The following is a 22,761-nucleotide window of genomic DNA, read 5'->3' on the forward strand; positions in this document are numbered from 1 at the left end:
GTACTGCTGACAGTATCAGGCGAATTTAAGTGTCGGAACCGACTACGTCGATATAATGGCACTCCTCCAGAAGCTGAAGTCCCTGTTGGGGTTCGACGGGGCGGACTCGGAGCGGAGTCGCTCTCGAGAGGTCGGCGTAACGGTCGAACGAGAAGGGACGGCCGACGACGGAACCGAGACCGCCGCGGCTCGAGACCGGACGGAGGACGTGCGTGCCGAACCGCCACAGTCGGCTGCCACTGACACGGCAGACGAAGTGCCTGCAGAGGCGACCGACGCAGACGTCGCCGCGGAATCGGAATCGGACGTCACCGATTCCGAGACGGCGACAGAACCCGAGACGACCGACGAGACTGACGCCGAGCGAGACATCGAGGCGGAAGCCGAACCGGACATCGAAGCTGAACCGGCTGTCGAGGTAGAGTCGGAAGCAGAATCCGAACCGGACACCGAGGCTGAACCCGATATCGAGGAAGAGCCGGGAGCAGAACCCGAACCCGAACCGAAGCCGGAACCGGACGGCGAACCCGAGCTCGAGCCCGAACCGGATATCGAGGAAGCCGAACCGGAATCGGTCACCGAGATCAAAGGGATCGGCCCGGCCTATGCCGACCGCCTCGCCGGTGCTGGCGTCGAAACCGTCGCCGAACTCGCCGCGTCGGACGCCGCCGAGCTCGCCGACCAGACCGATATCTCCGAGAAACGGATCCAGGGCTGGATCGACCGCGCCGAAGTCCGGTAACGAATCGTCAACCACCCGTTGAATCCCGTCCCACGTCACAGTCTCACTGTCCATCACTGACCGCCCTTCTCTGCTCTGTCGCCGATAGCAGCCCTGCAATCGCAAGAGGATTACCCATCGCTCTCCTCCCGCTCGACATGAGCGATCCGCGCGTCGTGACGACGTTCGACTCGTTTCGCGCCGCCGCGTGTGGCCGCGGTGGAGCGGCTGCGGACCGCGCCGAATCGCCGGTGCCGATCGGCCACCGCGTTCCTGTCGAAGCCCGCGTGACCGTCACCGATCCGTTTCTCGCCTATCAGCGCGCACGCGACGGCGACGGCGGCGCGTTCCTCGAGACGACCGGCGGCCAGCCCGGTTGGGGCTACTTCGGCGTCGATCCCATCGAGCGGCTCACTGTCGGCCCCGATGCGGTCTCCCGTGATCGTGACGACGAGTCGCCGACGCTGGCCGCACTCGAGGGCCTGCTCGCGGGCGACCGACTCGTTCGGGGGGATTGTGACGTCCCCTATCCGTGTGGCGCCGTCGGCTGGCTCTCCTACGACGTGGCCCGCGAACTCGAGTCCCTGCCTGACGCTGCCGTCGACGACCGGGGACTGCCCCGCCTCGAGGTCGCGGTCTACGACTGTCTCGCGGCCTGGGAAGCACCGACCGAGGACGACATAACACTGCGGATCACGGCCTGCCCGAGAGTTGACGGCGACGCAACCGACCCCGAAGACGCTGCCCTCGAGGCGGCCTACGAACGTGGCCGCGAGCGGGCGCTCGAACTCGCCGACGCCGTTCACGAGGGCGACCCGGAACTCGGTGCGCCGCCGGTCTCGCGGTCCAACGCGACCTTCGAGAGCGACTGTGGCCGGGAGGCGTTCGCCGACCGCGTGCGTCGGGTCAAAGACTACGTCCGCGACGGCGACACCTTTCAGGCCAACATCTCCCAGCGACTGGTCGCACCCGCTGCGGTCCACCCCGTCGCGGCCTACGACGCCCTGCGGCGGGTCAATCCGGCACCCTACTCCTGTCTGCTCGAGTTCCGGGCGGCCGAGCTGGTGAGTGCCAGTCCGGAACTCCTGCTTGAGCGCGACGGCGCGTTCGTCCGAACGGAACCGATCGCGGGGACGCGACCGCGTGGTGAAACACCAGATGAAGACGCCGCCTTCGAGGCCGACCTGCTGGCCGACGAGAAGGAACGCGCCGAGCACGCGATGTTAGTCGACTTAGAGCGCAACGACCTCGGGAAGATCTGTGAATACGGCTCCGTCGACGTCTCCGAGTACCGCCGGATCGACCGCTACTCGGCAGTGATGCACCTCGTGTCGAACGTTACGGGCCGACTGCCACCGGATGCGACGCTGTCCGACGCCATCGCGGCGGTCTTCCCCGGCGGGACGATCACCGGTGCACCCAAGCCGCGGACGATGGCGATCATCGACGAACTCGAGGCGACCCGGCGCGGCCCCTACACGGGCAGCGCCGGCATCTTCGGCTTCGACGGCCGGGCCACTCTCAATATCGTCATCCGGACGCTGGTTCGCCATGCCGACGAGTACCATCTGCGGGTCGGCGCGGGTATCGTCCACGACTCCGACCCGGCCAGCGAGTACGACGAGACGCTCGCCAAGGCCCGCGCGCTCATCACCGCGGTCGACGAGGCACTCGGTGAGCGGGCCGAACTGGGGCTCAAAGCGGAGACCGACATTCCGCAAGATCCGACCGACGGCGGTGATTGCAGTGACTAACACCCGTATCCTCGTCGTCGACAACTACGATTCGTTCGCGTACAACCTCGTCCAGTATGTGGGTGAGGTCGCCGACGAGGTCGTCGTCCGGCGCAACGACGAGATTGGCCTCGCGGGCGTTCGCGCCCTCGAGCCGACGGGAATCATCGTCTCGCCGGGGCCGGGAACCCCCGAAGAGGCCGGTATCTCGGTTCCACTGTTCGCCGAGACCGATTATCCCATCCTCGGGGTCTGTCTCGGCCATCAGGCGCTGTGTGCAGCCGAAGGCGCGCCGGTCGTTCATGCCCCCGAGGTCGTCCACGGCAAGCCGTCGACGATCAGTCACGATGGCGAGGGGCTCTTTGCAGGGCTCCCGTCGACGTTCCAGGTTGGGCGCTACCATTCGCTTGCGGTCGAGCGCGGGGATCTCCCGGCCGCGCTCGAAGAAACCGCCCGAACCGCCGACGAGCGCGGCGTTCTGATGGCGGTTCGCCACCGCGAGAAGCCCCACCTCGGCGTGCAGTTTCATCCCGAAAGCATCCTCACGCGAGCACAGCCGGACGCGGCGGCCGGTTCGGACGACGGCGCTAGCGAAGACATTTCGCTTGCGCTCGGCAAACGACTGATCGCCAACTTCTGTCGGTTCGCCACAACGGTCGACCAGAACGCGGAGGCTCACGATGGGTGAAGGACTGCGCTATCACGTCGACGGCGAACTCGTCCCTGCCGGCGAGGCCTCCGTCAGCGTCGACGACCGGGGCTTTCGCTACGGCGACGCAGCCTTCGAGACGTTGCGGGCCTACGGCGGGACCATCTTCGCGTGGGAGTCCCACGTCGAGCGCCTCGAGGGTACCTGTGAGGCTCTCTCGCTCGAGCACGGACTCACTGCGGCCGAACTCCGGAGCCGGATCGACGAGACGCTGGCAGCGAACGACCTCGCGGACGCCTACGTCCGCCTCTCGATCACGCGCGGCGTCCAACCGGGCAAACTCACGCCCCAGTCCGAAGTCGAGCCGACGGTCGTCGTCTACGCGAAACCGTTGCCCCGCGGCGGACTTGCGGGCGAGTCCGTCTGGGACGAGCCAGCGACGGTCGAGACGGTCGCGACACGCCGGATTCCCGACGAGGCGATTCCAGCCGCAGCCAAGACCCACAACTACCTGAACGGAATCCTCGCACGCACGGAACTCAGTGCTGACGCGGACGAAGCGCTCATGTGCGATCTCGAGGGCCATATCGCGGAAGGGGCGACGAGCAACCTGTGGTTCGTCCGCGACGGCGACCTCTATACGCCGACGACCGACGGCCCCGTGCTGCCGGGGATCACTCGGCAGCTCGTCCTCGAGCTCGCTGATGAGACCGGGATCGCAGTCGCTGAAGGAACGTACGAGCCAGCAGACGTTCTCGCGGCCGACGAAGCGTTTCTGACGAATCGAACCTGGGAACTGCGGCCGATCGCGACCCTGGACGGCCACGAGATCGGCGGCGGCCCCGTCACGGAACGACTCTCGCGGCGCTACGACGAGCGGGTCGAACGAACGTGTTACGACTAGTCACGCGTATCCAGGAGGGCCTCACTCGGACTCGACGAGCGTCCGCGTCGGCTCGATCGAGTCGTCGGGGGCTGCTACCAGCTCCCGTTCCGTCCCCGAGAGCTCGAGTGCGAACTCGCTCCCGAACGCGCTCGCGGGCGTCTGGAACCCGTTCGGGACGCGGTTTCGGCCCTCGAGGATCCGCTCGGCGGCCGCCACCGCCGACTCGGCGGTCAGCGCGTAGGGGTTGGGCGTCCGCAGCCGCGCTCGCGCCCGCCGGCCGGTCTCCTCGTCGGTGACCTCGCCCCAGACGACGGCGCTGCCGGTCGCCAGCTGCGTTTCGTCCGGACCGTCGAGGCGGGTGTCGACGAGTCGCTTCAACAGCGTCTCGACGGGGTCGCGCTCGAGCAACCACCCCAGCGAATCGACGGCCGCCAGTCCCTTCGTGGCCCACGACGGTGCGGCAGCGTAGACCTCGATCGACTCGATGCCGGTGCTGTGGGCTGCGGTGACGACGTCACCCCAGGGGATCGTGACGGCGTGTTCGGGGCCGTCACCGAAGTCGATCTCGCGCGTTCGGAAGGCGGCGGGCACCTGGATGAGCCGGCCGTTCCGGCGGACGACACCGCCGCTGCCGAGGTGTTCGACGAGCGTCCGGGCGGTGCCCCGCGAGAGCCCGCCGCCGCTTTTGATCCCCAGTCGAAGCGCGTCGCCGTCGGGGAGTTGTGCGGCGAGAAAGGCCGCCAGACAGTCCGACGGCACGACGTCGAAGCCGACGCCGGGCAGGAGCGTGATCCCCGCCTCGCGGGCCGCGTCATCGCGCTGGCGGAGACACTCGAAGACGGGGAACTCGCCGGTGATGTCCAGATAGTCCGTGCCCGTCTCGAGACAGGCTGTGACCAGCGGCTCGGCGGTGTCGGCGAACGGCCCCGCGCAGTTCACCACGGCGTCGAAGCGCTCGAGGTGGGACGCGAGGGTGCTCGACTCGAGGTCGACGACGCGGCCTTCGACGCCGAGGGCGTCGGCCTGGCGTGCGACTGCGCGGCCGTCGCGGCCGGCGACGACGGGCGAGCCCCCTCGTGCGACCGCCTCGCGTGCGATCAGCCGCCCCGTATAGCCGTAGGAGCCGTAAATGAGAAGGGAGTCCATAGGCCGCGTTGGTCGGAGAGGGGTTTAAATCTCCGTCAGACATGTGCTCGCCTGATGGCGTAACGTTCAGGCCCGTCGACCAGTAATGGACGCAGTGATGGACGCAGGACGGATCACGGCGCTCTCGGACGTACCCGCCGACTCGACGGTTTGCTTTCGTGTGGCCGACGAGTCGGAGGCGATACAGGAGGCGATTCTCGTCAGGAGCGAGGCTGTGGCGACCGACGGCGGCGACACGACCGCCGTGGTCGAGGACGCGGTGTCCTGCTGGTTGAATTACTGCCAGCATCTCACGCACATCAAACTGGACAAGGGAGCAGGCGCGCCGATGCGGGACGGCGAGATCATCTGTGCGAATCACGGCGCCTACTTCGCGGCTGACTCCGGTCGCTGTACGTATGGGCCCTGTGAAGGGGCCTACCTCACCGACCTCGAGGTCACCGTCGAGAATGGCGACGTCTACCTGACTGACGACGACTACGCGTTCGTCGGGCTCGGTCCGATCGAACGCGACGACACCGATCGCGCCTCGCGTTCGAACGTCGAGTTCTAGACGGCAACCGGCGCGACCAGATCCCGTTCCTGATCGTACTCGAGGAGGCCGGCGTCGACCAGCCGTGGCAGGTGATCGTGGTAGAGTGAGAGATAGACCTCGGTGACGCGTTCGGCAGAGATGTTTCGCACGGTGTGACCCGTTTCGCGGGCCGCGACTTCCTCGGCTGCGTCCGGCAGCGTCACCTCCTCGCCGTAGTTTCGCATGACCGACAGCAGCAGCCGGCGACGCTGGTCGGCAAGCAGGGAGAACACGTCGTCGAGCGTTTCAGCCGCTGCGTCCGGCTCGTCGGCGTCGTCGAGCCAGTCGAGTATCGTCTGCACGACCTCGACGCAGTCACGCTCCGAGTGGGATCTGGAAGTCATGTGTGGTCCATCGTCCTCGAGCGGCTGCGACCGAAACGGGCCGAAAGCCGCCTCGACAAGCCGTGATGCTGCCGCTCGCTCGAGGGTTCGTATCGGGTTCTCGCCTGCAGCATAAATATTAGTATCGGATCCAGTTGACAACTACCATGGAATATTGACAGTTCGTTCTCGCTGACCGTCAGGTCTCGCTATTCGATCGTGAACGTCGGCTCGTCGATGGACTCGCTTTTACACTCGGGACACCGCGAGGGGAGGTTCAGCAGGTCGTCGTAGTCGTCGAACCCGCAGTCGCGACACGTCGGCGGTGCGACGAGCAGCTGCTCGTCGGTTCCGTCGACCGAACGGGAGACGTGCTCGACGTGGCGGACCACCGCGTGTGGCGTCAGATCGAGCTGAGTAGCCAGCTCGCTCGGCGTCGCCGGCTCGGCACGCAGTGCGTCGGCGAGTTGCTGTCGCGTCGTTTCGTCGGCCTCGCGCATACGTCCGTTCAGGAGACTCGTGGGTTTATACTATTTGACACCGCTCGTCGAGCCGGTCGCTCGTGTCCATCGTGGATACTCTCTCCTACTGCTGGGGGATTTCGAGCGTGTTAGGCTCTGTCATTCGGGAAAGGGCAAGTGACTTGGACCCCGCAGGTGAACATCGGCCTATGAAGGCAGTCGTCCTTGCAGGCGGGTACGCGACGCGAATGTGGCCGATTACCAAACATCGGCCCAAGATGTTCCTCCCAATCGGCGAGTCGACCGTCATCGACCGCATCTTCGCGGAACTCGAGGCTGACGACCGGATCGACGAGGTCTACGTCAGCACCAACGAGCGGTTCGCTCCCGACTTCGAGGCCCACCTCGCAGACAGCGAGTTCGACAAACCCTGCCTCTCGGTCGAGGAGACGACCGAGGAAGACGACAAGTTCGGCGTCGTCGGCGCGCTCGCCCAGCTGATCGACCGCGAAAACGTCGACGACGACCTGCTGGTCATCGCCGGCGACAACCTGATCAGCTTCGCCGTGTCCGACTTCCTCGATTACTTCCAGTCTCACGACGCACCCACGCTCGCCGCCTACGACGTCGGCTCCCGCGAGAAGGCCAAATCCTACGGCCTCGTCGAACTCGAGGGCGACCGCGTCGTCGACTTCCAGGAGAAACCCGACGATCCCAAGAGTACGCTCGTCTCGATCGCCTGCTATGCGTTTCCCCGCGAATCGCTGGATCTGCTCCCGACCTACCTCGAGGACGGCAACAACCCCGACGAGCCGGGCTGGTTCGTCCAGTGGCTCCAGAACCGCGAGGCCACCTACGCCTACACCTTCGAGGGCGCGTGGTTCGACATCGGCACCCCCGAGAGCTACCTCGACGCCGTCGCCTGGCACCTCGATGGTGACTCGCTGGTCGCCGACTCGGCGACGCTGGAAGACGCCACGATCGGCGAGAACGTCCACGTCATGGAGGACGTCACGCTCGAGGGAACCGACCTCGAGCACACCGTCATCTTCCCGAATGCGACAGTCTGTAACGGCGATATTCGCCGCTCGATCATCGATCAGGGTACCCGGATCGAAGATCTCGACCTCGCCGGGGCGCTGATCGGCGCTCACACGACAATCACGAACGGCGACGAGTAGGCGCGCTCGCGCCCGCTCGCCCGGAAGCTGTCGAGATGTCTAGTAGTCCGGCGTGTGATCGTCGCGGACGATACACACAGGGCTCGACGCGGTCCGACGGTCGAGGCGACCGTTCGAGAGTACGGGCCGACCGGAGACGCGAGCTAGAAGTCTTCAGTCGGGGTCGTAAATTCGGCAGTCACCAGACGGCCGTCCTGCGAGACGTCGTTCAGCTCTGCCTCCTCCGAGAGTTCGCTCTCGATGTCGGATTCGGCCTCGTCGAGATCGATTCCGTCCTCGCTCGCGTACAGCAGGAGGTACGTTCCGTTCGTGTCTTCGCCGTCGATCTCCGCGGTGATCGCGGTCGTAACCACCGTATCGTCGGCGGCGTCTTCAGTCGCGGATTCGGTTTGCCCCGTGATGAATACGAAGTCGTCCGTGTCCACTTCGCCCTGTACCTGATCGAAGTCGTCGTTCACGTCGGCGAACCTGTCCGCATCACCGTTGTAGGTGTCGATCAGGAGTTCGATCTCCTCGCGGGCGGTGTCGGCCTCGAACGCACTCGCTCTGACGAGGAACTCCCCGTCGGTTGCGATCACCGCACCCTCCTCGTCGTCGTCCGTGTAGAGATCGAAGTCGCCGTGACTTCCGTCCCCGTCGAATCGCATTCCGTCGACGATCTCCTGGACATCGAACGACCCGGTGAGTATCTCGGCGTTTCCGACGCTGAGTGAGTACTCGACGTCGTCGGCCATGAGTTCGCCGCTGTAATTGTTGGTGACCTGGTCGCGCAGGTCCCCCTTGTCCGGGACGTCGTCCGCGTCGAGGATCGTCTCCACGTTCATCAGGACGACCATCACCGAGTCCGAATCCAGCGCGTTGGGGTCGTAGACCCACTCAGTATAGTCGAACCCGAAGAAACTCCCCACAACCGGAACCTCGCTACAGCCGGCAAGTGCCGTCAGCAGTCCAGTCCCTGCAACTCCTGCCCCCGTTCGAAGTACGTCGCGTCTCGAGTGCATTCGCTCCCTCTGTAGTCAGCTATTCTATAAAGTAATTCTGAATAACACTAAAACTGATACGAGAGTCGACCCCCTCGAGTGCCGATCCGATACCGACGACCTCCGGTCGCAGGGACTCACACCGGTCTACGGGCGCTCAGACCGGAAGTTCTCGGATCCGCTCGAGTCCGTTCTCCGCCTCTATCTTCGTTTGACGGAGCGGGTCGACGATCACGGTGGGCAGATCCATCCGGTCGGCCAGGGTCAGTAGCGTCTCGAGTTTCGTGAGTTCGAGGCGTTCGATCCCTCTGCCCAGTTCCGTCTCGACGAGATCGCCCAGGATGGGATCCTGCAGGTCGGCGACGAGCTCCTCGCGGTCGGTTCGCAGCCCCTCGAGTGTCGGGTTCTCGACCGGCGCGGACTCAGCCTCGATCGCGTCGAAGATCGGCTCGAGCCGGGCCAGCTGGTCGGTCGTCCGCTCGCTGTGGGCCATGAAAAAGTCCTCGTCGGTCGCGGCGTCGGCCAGTCCCGACTGCAGTTCTTCGAGTTCGCGTTCGATGTGGTACAGCTCTCGCAGTTCGCGGATGAACAGATCGCGGTCGGTCTCGATCATGAACGGACCGTCAACTGGAACGCGAAAAGCGGTTGGCCCGTCACTCGAAACATTGCCGGCAGGACCGACTCGTGACACGCACGTCGCGCCCTACAACGCCGGGTCAGGGGGCTCACGTTACCGGACACCTTTAGCGGGTCCCGACCGACAGTTCGGCCATGACGCGTGTTACCGCTGATCCGCGAGTGACGGATTCGAAGCTATCGGCGACAGTCGCGGGTGAGTTGGCGTGATCGACGATCGGGATCGCCTCGCGTCGACCCCGTCCCGCGACGTCGCGCTCGCCTGTCTCGAGGCTGGTATCGACGCTGGCCATCCGCGGCGGGTCGTTCGTGACGTCGTCGCGCTCGAGGGGGAGACCCTTCATGTCGCAGATGACTCGTACGACCTCGACGCGTACGACGAGGTCGTCGTCCTCGGTGGCGGCAACGCCGCGGCCCACGTCGCCGCCGCGCTCGAGGCCCTTCTGGGCGATCGGATCGACGGCGGCGTAGTCGTCACGGACGACCCTGTCGACACGGCGCGCGTGAGGGTTCGCGAGGGCGATCACCCTGTCCCGAGCGAGCGCGGCGTCGACGGGACGCGCGACCTGCTCGAGGCGGCAGATGCAGCTGACGAGGACACGCTCGTTTTGGCGACGATCACTGGCGGCGGCAGCGCGCTTATGCCCGCACCTGCCGGAGATATCTCGCTGGCAGCTCTCCAGTCGACGACCGACGCGTTACTCGCGAGCGGGGCCGACATCCACGAGATCAACGCGGTCCGCAAGCACCTCTCGGCGCTGAAAGGAGGGCGGCTGGCCCGTCGCGCCGCCCCCGCGACGATCGTTTCACTGATCTTGAGCGACGTCGTCGGGAACGATCTGAGCGTCATCGCGAGCGGCCCCGTCGCCCCCGACGCGTCGACGTTCGACGACGCGCTCGCAGTCCTCAAGCGATACGAAATTGATCCGCCCGAAGTCGTCGTCGACCGCCTTGAGCGCGGCGCGGCCGGCGAGGTCGCCGAGACGCCGGGCCCCGACGATACCGCGTTCGAGCGCGTCGCGAATCACGTCGTCGCCGACGGGATGACCGTCCTCGAGGCAGCTCGCGAAACGGCGGCCGATCGGGGTTACGAGCCACTGGTGCTTTCCTCGCGCGTTCGCGGGGAGGCCCGCGAGGCGGCAACGACCCACGTCGCGATCGCAGAGGAGGTACGAGCGACGGGCACCCCGGTCGAACCGCCGGCCGTGCTCCTTTCGGGCGGTGAGACGACGGTAACGGTTCGCGGCGATGGGACGGGCGGTCCGAACCAGGAGTTCGCGACGAGTGCGGCGCTCGAACTCGCGAACGGGGACGAAATCCGAGGCGAGGCCGGAATAACGGTCGCTGCGGTCGACACCGACGGGATCGACGGCGCGACCGATGCGGCCGGCGCGCTCGTCGACGGGACGACCGTCGAAGACGTCGACGCGGCGCGCAACGCCCTCGCGGACAACGACGTGTATCCGTACCTCGAGTCCCGCGGGTCTCTCGTTCTGACGGGGCCAACCGGGACGAACCTGAACGACCTGCGGGTAGTGGTCGCCGAGCGAGCGTAGGCCTCCCCGGTCAGGTGCCCGCGGTCGGCGCGAGCGCGTCGATCACGCGGCAGGCGTTCTTCGAGAACGCCCGGCGCAGCAGGTCTTCGGAGACGTCGAGGGTGAGAATCTCCATGACCGCGACGTTGGGATGACAGGCGGGCGCACCGCTGCCGAAGAAGACGCGATCCGGATGCTCGAGTAGCGCCCGCTCGAGTTGCTCGCGGTAGCGGACGAAACTCGTCTCGAGGTAGCAGTCGTCGTACTCGTCGAGCAACTCGATCATCCGGTTCATGAGCGAGCGATTCAGCGGATGGCCGCCGAAGTGGCCAACGACGACGGGAAACGAGCGCTCGAGGAGGGTTTCGGCGAGCGTGTCGGGCGGGGCCTCGGTGCCGCCGCGGACGATAACGGGCAGGTCGACGTCCTCGAGGGCCGCGAGGACGTCGTCGTCGGGGTAGTCGTCGACGGCGGGGTCGAGGACGAAGCCGTGAAAGCGATCGTCGTACGCGTATTTCTCGATGTCACTCGGTGAGGTGTGATGCTTTTCACGGCGGCTGACGGCGTTTCGAAGCCGGCCGGTCGCGTTCCGCCCCGGCGTCTGGGTGCCGTTGATGCGCGCGAAGGCAACGAACGGCCGGTCGACGCTGCGTCTGGCGACGCCGTTGTTCGGCGCGACGTAGCTCGTCTCCGGTGTCGACGGCGGGAAGACGACTGCCCTGGTGATTCCGGCCTGGTGCAACTCTCGCTCGAGTCGGTCCGCCGTGATCGTCTGTCCCTGGGCGCCTTTCCCCCCATCGGTGGGTGGCAATCGCGTCGAGAGGTCCACCACACGAAACCCGTGTTCCAGCTCCAGCATTCCCACTGAGGTGTTCTGAGTCGACCTATATTGTGCTACCGGCCCGCTGCCGTTCGGTCCTGTGGCTGGTTCACACGCACAATCGCAAGACGGAACGGTGGTTCGAGGGAAAGAATTATATAGAAGTGCTGACGACATGGTTAGTGAGGATCAACGATGGCACAACAGCGACGCATGGGCGGACAGCCTATGTTCATTCTGAGCGAGGACAGTCAGCGAACGCAGGGCCGCGACGCCCAATCGTCGAACATCATGGCCGGCAAGGCCGTGGCCGAGTCGGTACGCACCACACTCGGCCCCCGCGGCATGGACAAGATGCTCGTCGACTCCGGCGGGGACGTCGTCATCACGAACGACGGCGCGACCATTCTCAACGAGATGGATATCGAACACCCCGCGGCCCAGATGATCGTTGAGGTCGCCGACTCCCAGGAGGAGGAGGTCGGTGACGGCACGACGACCGCGGCCGTCCTCGCCGGCAACCTGCTCGGCGAGGCCGAGGACCTCATCGAGCAGGACGTCCACGCGACGACTATCGTCGAGGGCTATCACGAGGCCGCCGAGATCGCCCTCGAAGCCATCGCCGAGGAGGTCGGCGAGGCCGACGTCGACGACGAGGTGCTCCAGCAGGTCGCCGAGTCGAGCATGACCGGCAAGGGAACCGGTGGGCTCACCGCCGCCTCGCTGGCCGAGACGGTCGTCGAGGCGATCCGCCACGTCGATACCGACGACGGCGTCCAGCGGGACAACGTCACCGTCCACACCCAGATCGGAGCCTCCTCGAACGCGACCGAACTCGTCCCCGGGATCATCGTCGACGAGGAACCCGCTCACGACGGCATGCCAAGCACGGTCGAGGACGCGTCGATCGCCATCCTGGACGTCGAACTCGACGTCCGGACCGGCGACGTCGACGCGGAGTACGCCATCGACTCGATCGACCAGCTTAACGCCGCCATCGACGCCGAGGAAGGCGAACTCGAGGGCTACGCCGAGACTATCGCCGACAGCGGGGCCGACGTCGTCTTCACCACCGAAGACGTCAACGACCGCGTCGCGACCGCGCTCGCCAACGAGGGAATCCTCGTCTTCGAGGGGCTTGGCGACAGTGACGCCCGGCAGGTCGCCTCCGCGACCGGCGCTCGCCGCGTCGGTGCACTCGACGATCTCGAGGAGGCAGACTTCGGCTCTGCCGACCGGATCCACACCGAGAACTTCGGCGACGACGACCTCGCGTTCGTCGAGGGCGGCGCGGCCGCCGAGACGGTCACCGTCTTCGTCCGCGGCGGCACCGAACACGTCGTCGACGAACTCGAGCGCGCCATCGGTGACGCACTCGATGTCGTCGCGACCGCACTCGAGTCGGGCGAAGTCGTCCCCGGCGCGGGCGCGACTGAAATCGCGATCGCGGACAAGATTCGCCAGGAAGCCGCCGGCATCGAGGGCCGCAAGCAACTCGCCGTGACGGCCTTCGCCGATGCGCTCGACGTCGTCCCCCGGACGCTCGCCGCCAACACCGGCCGTGACCCCATCGACGCGCTCGTGGACCTTCGTGCCGCCCACGAGTCCGAGGGTCGAGCCGGCCTGATCACCGACGGTGACGAGGTCACGATCGCCGATCCCTTCGAGTACGGCGTCGTCGACCCCGCCGACGTCAAGCGCGAAGCCGTCGAGAGCGCGACCGAAGCCGCCACGATGATCGTCCGCATCGACGACGTCATCGCCGCCGAGTAACGTCGCTGTCGCGACTCCCGTTTTCACCCATTTATAACGCCCGGCCAGCGGGTTTTTTCGATCGACCAACAGTGTTAAGTGCTAACAATATGTATTCGGGTACATTATGCCTGAAGCCGCTCCACGAGACACCCTGACGTCGGTCGACGAGACGAGCGGGCGAACGGTCTACTACGACGATGACCGTGGAACCTACCACACGTGGTATGACGGTAACTCGTGCGAGCCGGTGAGTACGGCCCTGCTCCTGACGCTCTCGTCAGTGCTCGCGGTCGATCCCACGGACCTCGAGACGCTCTCGGAGTACATCGAGCCCGACGCGCTGAACTCGCTGGTCGGCCACTGGCAGCGCGACGAGCCGCGGGCCGGTTCCGTCTCCTTTGCCTTTGCGCAGTGTGGCGTCACGATCCACGCCGACGGAGAGCTGGTTATCGATCCGGCACACCGGTCCGCCACCTCGAACGGCAACTGATGGGGCGGTAACCGCAACCAGTGGTGGCTCGGTCGCGTCAGTCGTCGCTGTCCGGAACGGGTTTGAGGACGACCCGATCGCCGGGCTCGAGGCCGAAGGCCTCGTCACCACGACCCTGATTGACGTCGAGTTCCACGTAGCCGTGGCTGCCGACGGTCGCCAGTCGCTCGCCGACCGGAACGGCCGCGAACGTCTCGCCGACCGGGACGGTCTCGCCGTTGGCTCGGACCCGCATCAGGTCGTCGAGAATCGACCCCGGCACGTTCGTGATGACGTTCCCGAAGCCGTCGACCACCAGCACCTCGCCGATCGCCCGCTCGTCCTCGAGCGTCGGACTCGGCAACACGAGGTCGACAGCGGGCGTCGTCGGTGTGAGCCACTCGAGGGATTCGAGAGCCTCGACGCCTGCCTCGTGGACCGCCGCGGCGGCCGGCGCGAAGACGTCCCGTCCGTGGAACGTCTTGCTCCGGCCCCCTGAGGGGTGCTGTCCGTGTGTATCGGATTCGGACTGGTCGATCGTCGGCTCGACGGGATCGAGGGACTCCTCGTCGATCAGAGCGGGCTCGGCCCGATCCGCGTTGCCCGCGAGCCGCCGCGCTGCAGGCAACAGGACGCCGTTGTCCGGCCCGACGAGAGTGTGATCGCCGGCACGGACGACCAGTGCGTCGCGGTCGGTTCCGACGCCAGGGTCGACGACGACGAGATGGGTTGCGGGTGGAAAGTAGGGCAGTACTTCTCGGAGCCAGAACGCGGCCGTGCGGACGTCCTGTCGGGGGAAGTCGTGTGCGATGTCGACCAGTCTGGCGTCCGTTCGCTGCAACAGGACGCCTTTCATCGCTGCCGGATACGGCGTGCCGAAGTCGGAGGCAAGCGTAATCATTGTTATCTCTCCGTCCGACGACCCAAATCAGTCCTCGTTCGCGTTCGAGTCCGTGTCGCTGACCATCTGGAGGCGCTCGATGCCGTTCATCTCCTCGACGACCTCGACGACGGCTTCGGGGACGAGCGACTCCCAGTCGCCGCCGGAGATCATCCGCTCGCGAACCTCCGACCCCTCGAGGACCTCGCGGTTGAACATCGGCGACTGGCGGACCTCGATGCCGGCCTCCCGAAAGAGCTGGATGACAAGCGGGTTGTTCGAGTAGGCGACGTCGAAGTCTGGACTCATGCTCTGGACGTGACTGACCCACACCGAGTTGCGCTCTAAGTCTTCGATCGGGACGGCGTAAGTCACGAGGTCGTAGTCGACCAGCGACTTCGTAATCATCATGATCCGTTCACCGGCGGTAAACGGGTTTCTGGTCGTGTGGGAGTCGTCGGCGCTCCCGATCCCGAGAACGAGTTCGTCGACGTCGTCAGCGATCTGCTCGACCATGCTCAAGTGGCCGTTGTGGAACGGCTGGAAGCGGCCGATGTAGAACCCCCGAGTCATGCCGGATACTGCTCTATCAGCACGCTTAAGCGTGGCGAGTTACCCGCGAATTCCGATCTGCGTGAGAGCCACCTTCGCACGTCCGGGCTCACCTGTCACGACATGGTCGGCTGTGGACCAGTCCCACAACGATATATTCGTGCCAGTTTATATTCGTACGAAAGTCGCCCCCGACTTCGAGTAATTCGCCCCGTCGACCGCTGTGCCTCCCGGTATCAACAACTGACACCATCCTCCGTATGGAGAAAGTATATCAGTGCCAATCCCTTCGACACAGGTACCGAACAGAGTTCTATGAGTAACGATACGAACGTTGACGACCCTCCTGAAGACGCGCCGACTGGTCCCGACGAGGACCAGCCCGAGCGTCAGGGAGAACGGTCGCCGCTCGAGGACGACGGCGACCGTGGTACCGACGTCGACGATCCAACCGACGAGTTCGAGCCGGCGTCCGACGAGGACGACGAGATCGAGACCGTCGAAGACCTCGGCAGTACGGTCGAGGTCGATCCCGGCGTCGAGGTCGACGAGGAGATCGCCGAGGACGACCTGCTGGGCGGTCTCAAGATCGACTCGACGGAGGACATCGAAGTCCCCGATCGACTCGTCGATCAGGTCATTGGTCAGGACGAAGCACGAGACATCATCATCAAGGCGGCAAAACAGCGCCGACACGTCATGATGATCGGCTCGCCGGGGACCGGCAAGTCGATGCTGGCGAAGGCGATGAGCCAACTGCTGCCGAAAGAGGACCTCCAGGACGTCCTCGTCTACCACAATCCCGACGACGGGAACGAGCCGAAGGTCCGGACCGTCCCCGCCGGAAAGGGCGAACAGATCATCGACGCCCACAAGGAGGAAGCCCGCAAGCGCAACCAGATGCGCTCGATCCTGATGTGGATCATCATCGCGGTGGTCATCGGCTATGCGATCCTGAGCGCTGCCAGCCCGCTGCTTGGCATCCTCGCGGCAGGGATCATCTGGCTGATCTTCCGGTACACCTCTCGCGGGACCGACGCGATGGTCCCCAACATGATCGTCAACAACGGCGATCAGCGCGTCGCTCCCTTCGAGGACGCGACCGGTGCCCACGCCGGTGCGCTGCTGGGCGACGTCCGCCACGACCCCTTCCAGTCCGGCGGCATGGAGACCCCGAGCCACGACCGCGTCGAACCCGGCGCGATCCACAAATCGAACAAGGGCGTGCTGTTCGTCGACGAGATCAACACGCTCGATATCCGGACTCAGCAGAAGCTGATGACGGCGATCCAGGAAGGCGAGTTCGCCATCACGGGCCAGTCCGAGCGCTCCTCGGGTGCGATGGTCCAGACCGAACCCGTCCCCTGTGACTTCATCATGGTCGCTGCGGGGAACCTCGATGCGATGGAGAACATGCACCCTGCGCTCCGCAACCGGATCAAGGGCTACGGGTACGAGGTCTACATGGACGATACCATCGAGGACACCCCCGAGATGCGGCGCAAGTACGCCCGCTTCGTCGCTCAGGAGGTCGAACGCGACGGCCGCCTGCCCCACTTCACCGACGACGCCGTCGAGGAACTCATCCTCGAGGCCAAGCGTCGTTCGGGCCGGAAGAACCACCTGACGCTACACTTCCGGAGCCTCGGTGGCCTGGTCCGCGTCGCTGGCGACATCGCCCGCGCCGAGGATCGCGACTACACGACCCGCGAGGATGTCCTGCAGGCCAAGCAGCGCTCCCGGTCGATCGAGCAACAGCTCGCCGACGACTACATCGAGCGCCGCAAGGACTACGAACTGCAGGTCACCGAAAACGGCGTCGAGGGCCGTGTCAACGGCCTCGCCGTCATGGGCGAGGACTCGGGTATCATGCTCCCGGTTATGGCCGAAATCGCACCCGCCCAGGGTGGCGGGCAGGTGATCGCCACCGGCAAACTCCAGGAGATGGCCGAGGAGTCGGTCCAGAACGTCTCCGCGATCATCAAGAAGTTCTCCGACGTCGATCTCTCGGAGAAGGACATCCACATCCAGTTCGTCCAGGCCGGCCAGCAGGGCGTCGACGGCGATTCGGCCTCCATCACGGTGGCGACCGCCGTCATCAGCGCACTCGAGAACATCCCGGTCGATCAGTCGATCGCGATGACTGGCTCGCTGTCGGTGCGTGGCGACGTGCTCCCGGTCGGTGGGGTCACCCACAAGATCGAGGCCGCCGCGAAGGCCGGCTGTGACAAGGTCATCATCCCGAAGGCCAACGAGCAGGACGTGATGATCGAAGAGGAATACGAGGAAATGGTCGAGATCATCCCCTGTTCGAACATCAGCGAAGTCCTGGACGTCGCCCTGATGGGCGAACCCAAGAAGGACTCGCTGGTCGACCGCCTCAAGTCGATCACTGGCACGGCGTTCGATCAGAGCACCGTCGGCTCCGCCAGCGGCTCGAACCCGAGCCCGCAGTAAATGCCCCAGTGGGAGACGTTCGTCGGGCTGACGGGCGTCGTCCTCGTCTCCCTGCTCGTTTTATCTTATCTGACCCAGTCCGCGTTTGACGACGGTGAGTCCGACACCAGTGACGGCGTCGACGAGCGATTCGACGCGATGGATCACGACTCAGACTGGAACGCTCGTGCCCCCGACGAGTCGTCACCCTCCCGCGCGACCGTGAACGCGCCCGCGCCGGAGCCGATCGACGACGAGCGGCCCGCTGCCGACGATCGATCTCCATCCGATATCGACGATGGAGCGCGCGACCCGAGCCAGCCACAGAATGTTGCCACGTCGTCCGATGCCCGGTTTGATCCCGCCGATCGATCGATCGACCCGGCGTCGTTATCGACCGGAGCCCTGCTCGCGAACGTGGCCTTCTCACAGGGACTGTTCGCGCTGCTGTTGCTCGGTGCGGCGGTCTACACGGCGATCCCGGCTGCAGCGCTCGGAATCGAGTTTTCAGCTGCGTATCTCGAAAGAGGGGTGATGGTGGGGACGGTCGCCGGAATCAGTGTGTACGTTGTAAACGAACTCGCCGCAGCAACCGCAACCCGCCTCGGCTTCGACCACGACGAGACGCTCCGGGAACTGCTCGCGCCAGATTCGGTCGGCGGCTGGCTCGTGTTGTTGCTGGGCGTGTTGCCGATCATCGCCGTCTTCGAGGAGTTTCTTTTCCGTGCGGCGCTGATCGGCGTCCCCGCTGCCGGCTTTGGCCTCTCGCCATGGCTGCTCGCGGTCGGGTCGTCCGTGGCGTTTGCCCTCGGCCACGGGATGCAGGGCTCTGTCGGTGTCGTGGTCACCGGCCTCCTCGGATTCGTCCTCGCGGCCGTCTTTATCCTCACCGGGAGCTTGCTGGTCGTCGTCGTCGCCCACTACCTCATCAATGCCCTCGAGTTCGTCGTCCACGAGGGGATCGGCCTCGAGTGGGCCGAGACCCTCGAACGCTAATACTGTCGACAACAGTCCGTGAACACTCGATCGATGTGTAATCCGTGTTGACCGACAGTATAAGGCCGGTGAGCGGGTTGGTCGAGTCATGGATCTGAGTGCCGGGTCGACGGCCCGCTCTCGAGCGATCAGTGCCCTGATTCTCGGGTATTTCGCCGTGTTGGTCTATGCGACGATCGCGAACGATCCGCTGGCGGCCGCCGTCGCCGAAGTCGGCTTCGGCGTCATCGCGATCGCTGTCGGGACGATGTTGTACGACGGAGCGACGAACTGGCGCTCGGCACAAACCGTGGCTGCGGTGTGTCTCGTCGCCGGTGGACTCCTCGCGTTCGGGAGCGTTCTTACGGGAATGGCTGCCATCGATCTACTCTCGTCAGTCCTCGTGGTGCTCGGCCTCGGCAGTTACATCTATGCCGTCTGGTCCGCGACCTGATCGATTCGGGTCGGCGTTCGTCGGCGCCGAGTCGCCGAGTGGCCGGTTACTGCCCCACCGCTCGAGACAACTCCGCTTCGAATTACTCGAGTCCGACGATGTCGGAACCGGGGACCTCACGATCGGTGAGCCGGTCGGCACCGTAGACGCCCGTCACGACGAGGGCGGCGGCGACCAGTGGGATCGCCCCCGTGATCTCCGCGAGGAAGTTCAGCCAGGGATCCGGGACGCCGCCGGGCGCCAGCGCTGCCATGTCGGCGGGATGGTAGATACCCATCGCGTTGATACCGGCGTGAAATACCGCCACGGCCAGCACGCTCCCGCCGGTGCTGTTGTACATCCAGGTCCAGAGGATCGAGCCGGTCAGGATCGTCACCAGCCAGATTCCCTGCTGGGAAAGCGACCACGCGCCGTGCGTCGTGTTCGCATTGAGAAACAGCGGCAGGTGCCAGCCCGCCCACGCGACGCCGACGAGCAGACTCGAGACGAGCGCGCTGTAGCGATCCTGCAACAGTGGCAGCATGAACCCTCGCCAGCCGAGTTCCTCCTGTCCGCCGCCCCACAGCACGCCCCAGGCCATCGCGAAGAGGTAGATACCCGGAAACGGCAGCGCCTCGAGATCGATCGGCCCGCCGGCCAGCGCGAACAGGGAGCCCCCTACGGCGAGTACCAGCAGCGGAAGGCCGATCGCGATCGCCCACCATCGGAGCCCGATCCGCCATTTGAATACCTGCGAGAGCCACGTCCGGAGATCGCCGCCACTGGCGGCGATGACGGTCGCTGCGCCGACCGGTGGACCGAAGGCACCCAGGCCGATCAGGATCGACAGCGTCCAAGAGGCTTCCATGCCCGTTGCCGCGAGCGCCGCCTGAATCGTCCACGTGAACGCGTACGTGACGAGCAGGAAACTCGCCAGCCGGTGGCGATCGATCCACGACCGAAGTCGTCCAGTCACTGCCATGACAGTTGTCGGTGACAATCATAACTATGGGGGCTCACGGCGAGCACGAACAGCGGCCACGAGTCCGGAGAGAATCCCGAGGACGGCCGCACCTGCGATCGAAATGGCTACACCAGCCTGGAGTCCCCCGAGCGCGACGACGAAGCCGACGAGGAAGGTGACACCGAACGTCCCGAGTGCCAGCGCGAGCGGCCGACGCGTTCGACCGTCATCCTGGCTGGATTGCACGAGAACGACGGTTGCGATCAGGGCACCAGCGACCAGCCCCGCCGGAACTCCGACGAGCACCGAGAACTCGATGTACGGCAACAGTGCTTCCGACACGATAACGAAGACCAGGAGAAACGTCGCGAGCCCCGCCGCACCAGCGGCTCCAAGCGTTCGAAGCCGCATTCAAAACTGCTCGAGTCCCGTCTGTTCGGCCTCGGCGAGGACCGTCTCACAGGTCGACCACGACTCGCGGGCGAACGGCGGGAGCTCGCCGTGGGTGTCGACGTACGATGTGAGGAACTCACGAGTCGTCGAATCTCCCGGGTAGCCGCTGCCGACCGGCCCGTACTCGTCGGCCAGCGCGGCGACGTGGGCGTCGCGTTCGACCTTGGCAACGATGCTGGCTGCACCGACCAGCGGCGAGTCGTCGTCGGCCCCGTGGCGGGCGTCGACGGTGAGTCGCTCGAGCGAGCAGGCCTCGCTGACCCGGCGGGCGAACCGGTCGGCATCGGTGTCGCAGGCGTCGCAGAGCCCCGCAATCGGGTCGCTCGCGGCACCGTCGCGGTCCCCAACAGCGTCCTCGATCGCCTCGGCGTGGGCTGCGACCGCCAGCGAGTTCATGTCCGTCTCGGGGTCGTCGATCCGCGCCGGCGTGATCTCGGCGACGCCAACGGAGATCCGATCGTCGTCCCACAGGATCGCTGCCAGTTCCTCGCGACGCTCAGGGGTGAGTCGTTTCGAGTCCCTGATACCGTCAGGGAGGTCGCTAGCGTCCTCGAGATAGACGGCCGCGGCGAACATCGATCCCAGCGCGGGGCCCTTGCCGGCCTCGTCGACGCCGAATGGCATACCACGAGGGTCGACTGCGTATACAAAAGCCGTTGTGATACGGCCTCCTGTCGGTCAGTTCTGGTGCACCCGCAGTGTGGTCGCGGGTGCTCCGGGAACTCGTTACAGCAGAGCGTATGACTCGTGGTCAGTCGGCCGTCTCCGCGAGTTCGTCGTCGGACGCCGATCGCGGCTCGTCTACGAAGTACTCCTCGAGTTCGAACGGCTCGGTTTCCCCTTCGACGCCGGTCACGTCGAGCGCAGTCACTTCGGCATCAGTCTCGAGCAGCCCCGCCAGGCTGGGCTCGGTCCGACCGTTGTCGCTGCTAATCAGCTCTTTGACGTAGAGGCCACCCTCGCCGTGGAGACGCACCTCGGCTTCGGTCGGTGATCGCAGGTCGCCGTCGATTTCGTAGACCGTCCGCTCGCGGGTCAGGCCTGCCCGCCGATGATCGACCCGCTCGGGCGTGTACTGGTCGACGGTCGTCCCCTCGAGTTCCGCGATTGCGGTGTCGAAGGCGTCTTCCTCGACCGGCTCTTCGAACGCGACGTCGGCCCGGTAGTGTTTGCTCGCGTCGTGTTCTTTGACGCGCTCGACCATCTCGTATGTCGCGAGCCGCAGACCCTCGACTTCGACACTCCCCTCGGCGGCGTCGTTGATCTCGCGCTCGAGTGCCTCGACATCGGGGTCGCGGACGCGGGGTCGTTTCACCTCGAGGACGAAGGGCCGGCCGTCCTCGAGCATGCGGGCGTCGACGTCTTCGCGGCCCGCACCGTGGAAGGTGCCCTCGTCGCCGTCCATCGCGTCGACGACGTGGGGCCGGACGACCTGTTCGACGCTCGTGTCGTACATGTAACCGGAGCCACCGCAGTACTCGCAGTCTACTTCGCCGTCGTCTCCCAGCTGGACGCCGCTGCCGCCACACTCCCGGCAGGGCCACTCGGTCTGGGGGATGTCACGCTCGAGTTTGCGATAGCGACCGTAGACGAACGCGGGGTTGATCTGAACGTCGACCGCATGGCTCGTGACGGTGCCCGACTCGATGGCTTCGAGCGGATCGAACCCCTCGAGATCGACGATTGCCAGCACGTCGGGCCGGTCGAAGTCGACGTCGGTGTCGGTCATCGCGCCGACGCGCCGACCGACTTCGCGGTTCACTTCGCGTTTCATGGACTCGCCGACGTCGGGCTCGAGGTCGGCGTCCTCCCGGAACAGGCGTTCGTTCTCCTCGACCAGCGGCGGGACGCGTGTCCCAACCTGGTAGGTCGCGAAGTCGACGTCTGCGAGGGCGTCGACGATCGTTTCGGCGATGGCGTCGAAGGTACCACAGTAGCCCTCGCAGACCCAGCAGTCCGCGGGGTCGGTCGGCTCGAAGTCCTCGTCGTCGGCTAGCGCGACCGTCGTGCGCAGTGCCCGGCCGCGCTCGGCGTTGGTCAGTCCGAAACTCCGATCGGCGAAGGGCCGGCCGAGGCAAGAATCGCAGATGGGACCCGTCGCAAGCAGCGCGCGGGCGTCGTCCGTGATCATGTCTCGGGAGTGGGGCGGCGCGGGTAACACGTTTTCCCTTCGAAGCGACGGCGTGAGTCTCGATTTCA

24 protein-coding genes are annotated in these 22,761 nt (G+C 65.6%); 12 read left to right on the forward strand and 12 right to left on the reverse strand.

Annotation, left to right across the window (positions count from 1 at the left end; translation table 11 throughout):
* Positions 1-55 precede the first annotated feature (55 nt).
* From ACFR99_RS09060 to ACFR99_RS09075, 4 genes are all read left to right on the forward strand, one after another.
* Positions 56-742: a DUF4332 domain-containing protein gene (locus ACFR99_RS09060; protein WP_390286520.1), complete on the forward strand. Its 687-nt coding sequence runs from the start codon at positions 56-58 to the stop codon at positions 740-742.
* 137 nt (positions 743-879) lie between these two features.
* Entirely contained in the window at positions 880-2,475 is a 1,596-nt protein-coding gene (gene pabB, locus ACFR99_RS09065) for an aminodeoxychorismate synthase, component I (protein WP_390286522.1), read from the forward strand.
* A complete protein-coding gene (locus ACFR99_RS09070; protein ID WP_390287348.1) occupies positions 2,462-3,142 on the forward strand; it encodes an anthranilate synthase component II in 681 nt (226 codons plus the stop codon). Before pabB ends, ACFR99_RS09070 begins: the two co-directional genes overlap by 14 nt.
* A complete protein-coding gene (locus ACFR99_RS09075) occupies positions 3,135-4,007 on the forward strand; it encodes an aminotransferase class IV (protein ID WP_390286524.1) in 873 nt (290 codons plus the stop codon). Before ACFR99_RS09070 ends, ACFR99_RS09075 begins: the two co-directional genes overlap by 8 nt.
* Positions 4,008-4,028: 21 nt before the next feature.
* Here ACFR99_RS09075 and ACFR99_RS09080 read toward each other — a convergent pair whose 3' ends face one another.
* Positions 4,029-5,135, reverse strand: a complete 1,107-nt coding sequence (locus ACFR99_RS09080) for a saccharopine dehydrogenase family protein (RefSeq protein ID WP_390286525.1) — start codon at positions 5,133-5,135, stop codon at positions 4,029-4,031.
* Between the two features lie 97 nt (positions 5,136-5,232).
* Here ACFR99_RS09080 and ACFR99_RS09085 point away from each other — a divergent pair, with 97 nt between their 5' ends.
* Positions 5,233-5,688 carry a Rieske (2Fe-2S) protein gene (locus tag ACFR99_RS09085; protein ID WP_390286527.1) on the forward strand — a complete coding sequence of 152 codons (456 nt, stop codon included), beginning with the start codon at positions 5,233-5,235 and terminating at the stop codon, positions 5,686-5,688.
* Here the strand turns inward: ACFR99_RS09085 and ACFR99_RS09090 are convergent.
* Both ACFR99_RS09090 and ACFR99_RS09095 read right to left on the reverse strand, forming a co-directional pair.
* Complete coding sequence (locus ACFR99_RS09090; protein WP_390286529.1) at positions 5,685-6,053, reverse strand: DUF7344 domain-containing protein; 369 nt, start codon at positions 6,051-6,053, stop codon at positions 5,685-5,687. The genes ACFR99_RS09085 and ACFR99_RS09090 overlap by 4 nt on opposite strands.
* A 188-nt stretch (positions 6,054-6,241) precedes the next feature.
* On the reverse strand, positions 6,242-6,532 hold the full coding sequence (locus ACFR99_RS09095) for a transcriptional regulator (protein ID WP_390286531.1): 291 nt from the start codon (positions 6,530-6,532) through the stop codon (positions 6,242-6,244).
* Between the two features lie 170 nt (positions 6,533-6,702).
* Between ACFR99_RS09095 and ACFR99_RS09100 the strand changes: the two genes are divergently transcribed.
* Positions 6,703-7,674: a sugar phosphate nucleotidyltransferase gene (locus ACFR99_RS09100; protein ID WP_390286533.1), complete on the forward strand. Its 972-nt coding sequence runs from the start codon at positions 6,703-6,705 to the stop codon at positions 7,672-7,674.
* A 143-nt stretch (positions 7,675-7,817) separates the two neighbouring features.
* Here ACFR99_RS09100 and ACFR99_RS09105 read toward each other — a convergent pair whose 3' ends face one another.
* Together ACFR99_RS09105 and ACFR99_RS09110 are read right to left on the reverse strand one after the other, a co-directional pair.
* Entirely contained in the window at positions 7,818-8,675 is an 858-nt protein-coding gene (locus tag ACFR99_RS09105) for a hypothetical protein (RefSeq protein WP_390286535.1), read from the reverse strand.
* Positions 8,676-8,811: 136 nt separating this feature from the next.
* Positions 8,812-9,267, reverse strand: a complete 456-nt coding sequence (locus tag ACFR99_RS09110) for a DUF892 family protein (protein ID WP_390286537.1) — start codon at positions 9,265-9,267, stop codon at positions 8,812-8,814.
* A 229-nt stretch (positions 9,268-9,496) separates the two neighbouring features.
* On the opposite strand from ACFR99_RS09110, the gene ACFR99_RS09115 reads away from it, so the two are divergent.
* On the forward strand, positions 9,497-10,846 hold the full coding sequence (locus tag ACFR99_RS09115; protein ID WP_390286539.1) for a glycerate kinase type-2 family protein: 1,350 nt from the start codon (positions 9,497-9,499) through the stop codon (positions 10,844-10,846).
* Positions 10,847-10,856: 10 nt separating this feature from the next.
* On the opposite strand, the gene ACFR99_RS09120 is transcribed toward ACFR99_RS09115, so the two are convergent.
* Positions 10,857-11,684 (reverse strand): amidohydrolase family protein, encoded by an 828-nt coding sequence (locus ACFR99_RS09120; RefSeq protein ID WP_390287350.1) that lies wholly within the window; start codon positions 11,682-11,684, stop codon positions 10,857-10,859.
* Positions 11,685-11,873: 189 nt separating this feature from the next.
* Between ACFR99_RS09120 and thsA the strand changes: the two genes are divergently transcribed.
* Both thsA and ACFR99_RS09130 read left to right on the forward strand, forming a co-directional pair.
* On the forward strand, positions 11,874-13,418 hold the full coding sequence (gene thsA / locus ACFR99_RS09125; RefSeq protein WP_390287352.1) for a thermosome subunit alpha: 1,545 nt from the start codon (positions 11,874-11,876) through the stop codon (positions 13,416-13,418).
* A gap of 106 nt (positions 13,419-13,524) precedes the next feature.
* On the forward strand, positions 13,525-13,890 hold the full coding sequence (locus ACFR99_RS09130; protein ID WP_390286541.1) for a HalOD1 output domain-containing protein: 366 nt from the start codon (positions 13,525-13,527) through the stop codon (positions 13,888-13,890).
* Between the two features lie 37 nt (positions 13,891-13,927).
* On the opposite strand, the gene ACFR99_RS09135 is transcribed toward ACFR99_RS09130, so the two are convergent.
* Together ACFR99_RS09135 and ACFR99_RS09140 are read right to left on the reverse strand one after the other, a co-directional pair.
* A complete protein-coding gene (locus tag ACFR99_RS09135) occupies positions 13,928-14,770 on the reverse strand; it encodes an SAM hydrolase/SAM-dependent halogenase family protein (RefSeq protein WP_390286543.1) in 843 nt (280 codons plus the stop codon).
* Positions 14,771-14,797: 27 nt separating this feature from the next.
* Positions 14,798-15,322 (reverse strand): nicotinamide-nucleotide adenylyltransferase, encoded by a 525-nt coding sequence (locus ACFR99_RS09140; RefSeq protein ID WP_390286545.1) that lies wholly within the window; start codon positions 15,320-15,322, stop codon positions 14,798-14,800.
* 294 nt (positions 15,323-15,616) lie between these two features.
* On the opposite strand from ACFR99_RS09140, the gene lonB reads away from it, so the two are divergent.
* The 3 genes from lonB (at position 15,617) to ACFR99_RS09155 (ending at position 19,166) form a co-directional block, all read left to right on the forward strand.
* On the forward strand, positions 15,617-17,758 hold the full coding sequence (gene lonB, locus ACFR99_RS09145; RefSeq protein ID WP_390286547.1) for an ATP-dependent protease LonB: 2,142 nt from the start codon (positions 15,617-15,619) through the stop codon (positions 17,756-17,758).
* Positions 17,759-18,733, forward strand: a complete 975-nt coding sequence (locus ACFR99_RS09150) for a CPBP family intramembrane glutamic endopeptidase (protein WP_390286549.1) — start codon at positions 17,759-17,761, stop codon at positions 18,731-18,733.
* Positions 18,734-18,821: 88 nt separating this feature from the next.
* Complete coding sequence (locus ACFR99_RS09155; RefSeq protein ID WP_390286551.1) at positions 18,822-19,166, forward strand: hypothetical protein; 345 nt, start codon at positions 18,822-18,824, stop codon at positions 19,164-19,166.
* An 82-nt stretch (positions 19,167-19,248) separates the two neighbouring features.
* Here the strand turns inward: ACFR99_RS09155 and ACFR99_RS09160 are convergent, their stop codons facing one another.
* The 4 genes from ACFR99_RS09160 to ACFR99_RS09175 all read right to left on the reverse strand — a co-directional run bounded on the left by ACFR99_RS09160 (position 19,249) and on the right by ACFR99_RS09175 (position 22,693).
* Entirely contained in the window at positions 19,249-20,121 is an 873-nt protein-coding gene (locus ACFR99_RS09160; RefSeq protein WP_390286553.1) for a CPBP family intramembrane glutamic endopeptidase, read from the reverse strand.
* Between the two features lie 30 nt (positions 20,122-20,151).
* Positions 20,152-20,520, reverse strand: coding sequence for a DUF8147 domain-containing protein (locus tag ACFR99_RS09165; protein ID WP_390286555.1), 369 nt, complete (start codon positions 20,518-20,520; stop codon positions 20,152-20,154).
* A complete protein-coding gene (rnhB, locus tag ACFR99_RS09170; protein ID WP_390286557.1) occupies positions 20,521-21,186 on the reverse strand; it encodes a ribonuclease HII in 666 nt (221 codons plus the stop codon).
* A 127-nt stretch (positions 21,187-21,313) separates the two neighbouring features.
* Positions 21,314-22,693 (reverse strand): tRNA pseudouridine(54/55) synthase Pus10, encoded by a 1,380-nt coding sequence (locus tag ACFR99_RS09175; protein WP_390286559.1) that lies wholly within the window; start codon positions 22,691-22,693, stop codon positions 21,314-21,316.
* Between the last annotated feature and the right edge of the window lie 68 nt (positions 22,694-22,761).

Source organism: Haloarchaeobius amylolyticus, assembly GCF_042678045.1.
GTDB classification, from domain to species: domain Archaea; phylum Halobacteriota; class Halobacteria; order Halobacteriales; family Natrialbaceae; genus Natrinema; species Natrinema amylolyticus_A.

What these genes read in the sequence shown, in the direction of transcription:
- ACFR99_RS09060 (WP_390286520.1), top strand. Translation starts at nt 56, where the DNA reads ATGGCACTCCTCCAGAAGCTGAAGTCCCTGTTGGGGTTCGACGGGGCG.
- pabB (WP_390286522.1), top strand. Translation starts at nt 880, where the DNA reads ATGAGCGATCCGCGCGTCGTGACGACGTTCGACTCGTTTCGCGCCGCC.
- ACFR99_RS09075 (WP_390286524.1), top strand. Translation starts at nt 3,135, where the DNA reads ATGGGTGAAGGACTGCGCTATCACGTCGACGGCGAACTCGTCCCTGCC.
- ACFR99_RS09080 (WP_390286525.1), bottom strand. Translation starts at nt 5,135, where the DNA reads ATGGACTCCCTTCTCATTTACGGCTCCTACGGCTATACGGGGCGGCTG.
- ACFR99_RS09085 (WP_390286527.1), top strand. Translation starts at nt 5,233, where the DNA reads ATGGACGCAGGACGGATCACGGCGCTCTCGGACGTACCCGCCGACTCG.
- ACFR99_RS09090 (WP_390286529.1), bottom strand. Translation starts at nt 6,053, where the DNA reads ATGACTTCCAGATCCCACTCGGAGCGTGACTGCGTCGAGGTCGTGCAG.
- ACFR99_RS09095 (WP_390286531.1), bottom strand. Translation starts at nt 6,532, where the DNA reads ATGCGCGAGGCCGACGAAACGACGCGACAGCAACTCGCCGACGCACTG.
- ACFR99_RS09100 (WP_390286533.1), top strand. Translation starts at nt 6,703, where the DNA reads ATGAAGGCAGTCGTCCTTGCAGGCGGGTACGCGACGCGAATGTGGCCG.
- ACFR99_RS09105 (WP_390286535.1), bottom strand. Translation starts at nt 8,675, where the DNA reads ATGCACTCGAGACGCGACGTACTTCGAACGGGGGCAGGAGTTGCAGGG.
- ACFR99_RS09110 (WP_390286537.1), bottom strand. Translation starts at nt 9,267, where the DNA reads ATGATCGAGACCGACCGCGATCTGTTCATCCGCGAACTGCGAGAGCTG.
- ACFR99_RS09120 (WP_390287350.1), bottom strand. Translation starts at nt 11,684, where the DNA reads ATGCTGGAGCTGGAACACGGGTTTCGTGTGGTGGACCTCTCGACGCGA.
- thsA (WP_390287352.1), top strand. Translation starts at nt 11,874, where the DNA reads ATGTTCATTCTGAGCGAGGACAGTCAGCGAACGCAGGGCCGCGACGCC.
- ACFR99_RS09130 (WP_390286541.1), top strand. Translation starts at nt 13,525, where the DNA reads ATGCCTGAAGCCGCTCCACGAGACACCCTGACGTCGGTCGACGAGACG.
- ACFR99_RS09135 (WP_390286543.1), bottom strand. Translation starts at nt 14,770, where the DNA reads ATGATTACGCTTGCCTCCGACTTCGGCACGCCGTATCCGGCAGCGATG.
- ACFR99_RS09140 (WP_390286545.1), bottom strand. Translation starts at nt 15,322, where the DNA reads ATGACTCGGGGGTTCTACATCGGCCGCTTCCAGCCGTTCCACAACGGC.
- lonB (WP_390286547.1), top strand. Translation starts at nt 15,617, where the DNA reads ATGAGTAACGATACGAACGTTGACGACCCTCCTGAAGACGCGCCGACT.
- ACFR99_RS09150 (WP_390286549.1), top strand. Translation starts at nt 17,759, where the DNA reads ATGCCCCAGTGGGAGACGTTCGTCGGGCTGACGGGCGTCGTCCTCGTC.
- ACFR99_RS09155 (WP_390286551.1), top strand. Translation starts at nt 18,822, where the DNA reads ATGGATCTGAGTGCCGGGTCGACGGCCCGCTCTCGAGCGATCAGTGCC.
- ACFR99_RS09165 (WP_390286555.1), bottom strand. Translation starts at nt 20,520, where the DNA reads ATGCGGCTTCGAACGCTTGGAGCCGCTGGTGCGGCGGGGCTCGCGACG.
- rnhB (WP_390286557.1), bottom strand. Translation starts at nt 21,186, where the DNA reads ATGCCATTCGGCGTCGACGAGGCCGGCAAGGGCCCCGCGCTGGGATCG.
- ACFR99_RS09175 (WP_390286559.1), bottom strand. Translation starts at nt 22,693, where the DNA reads ATGATCACGGACGACGCCCGCGCGCTGCTTGCGACGGGTCCCATCTGC.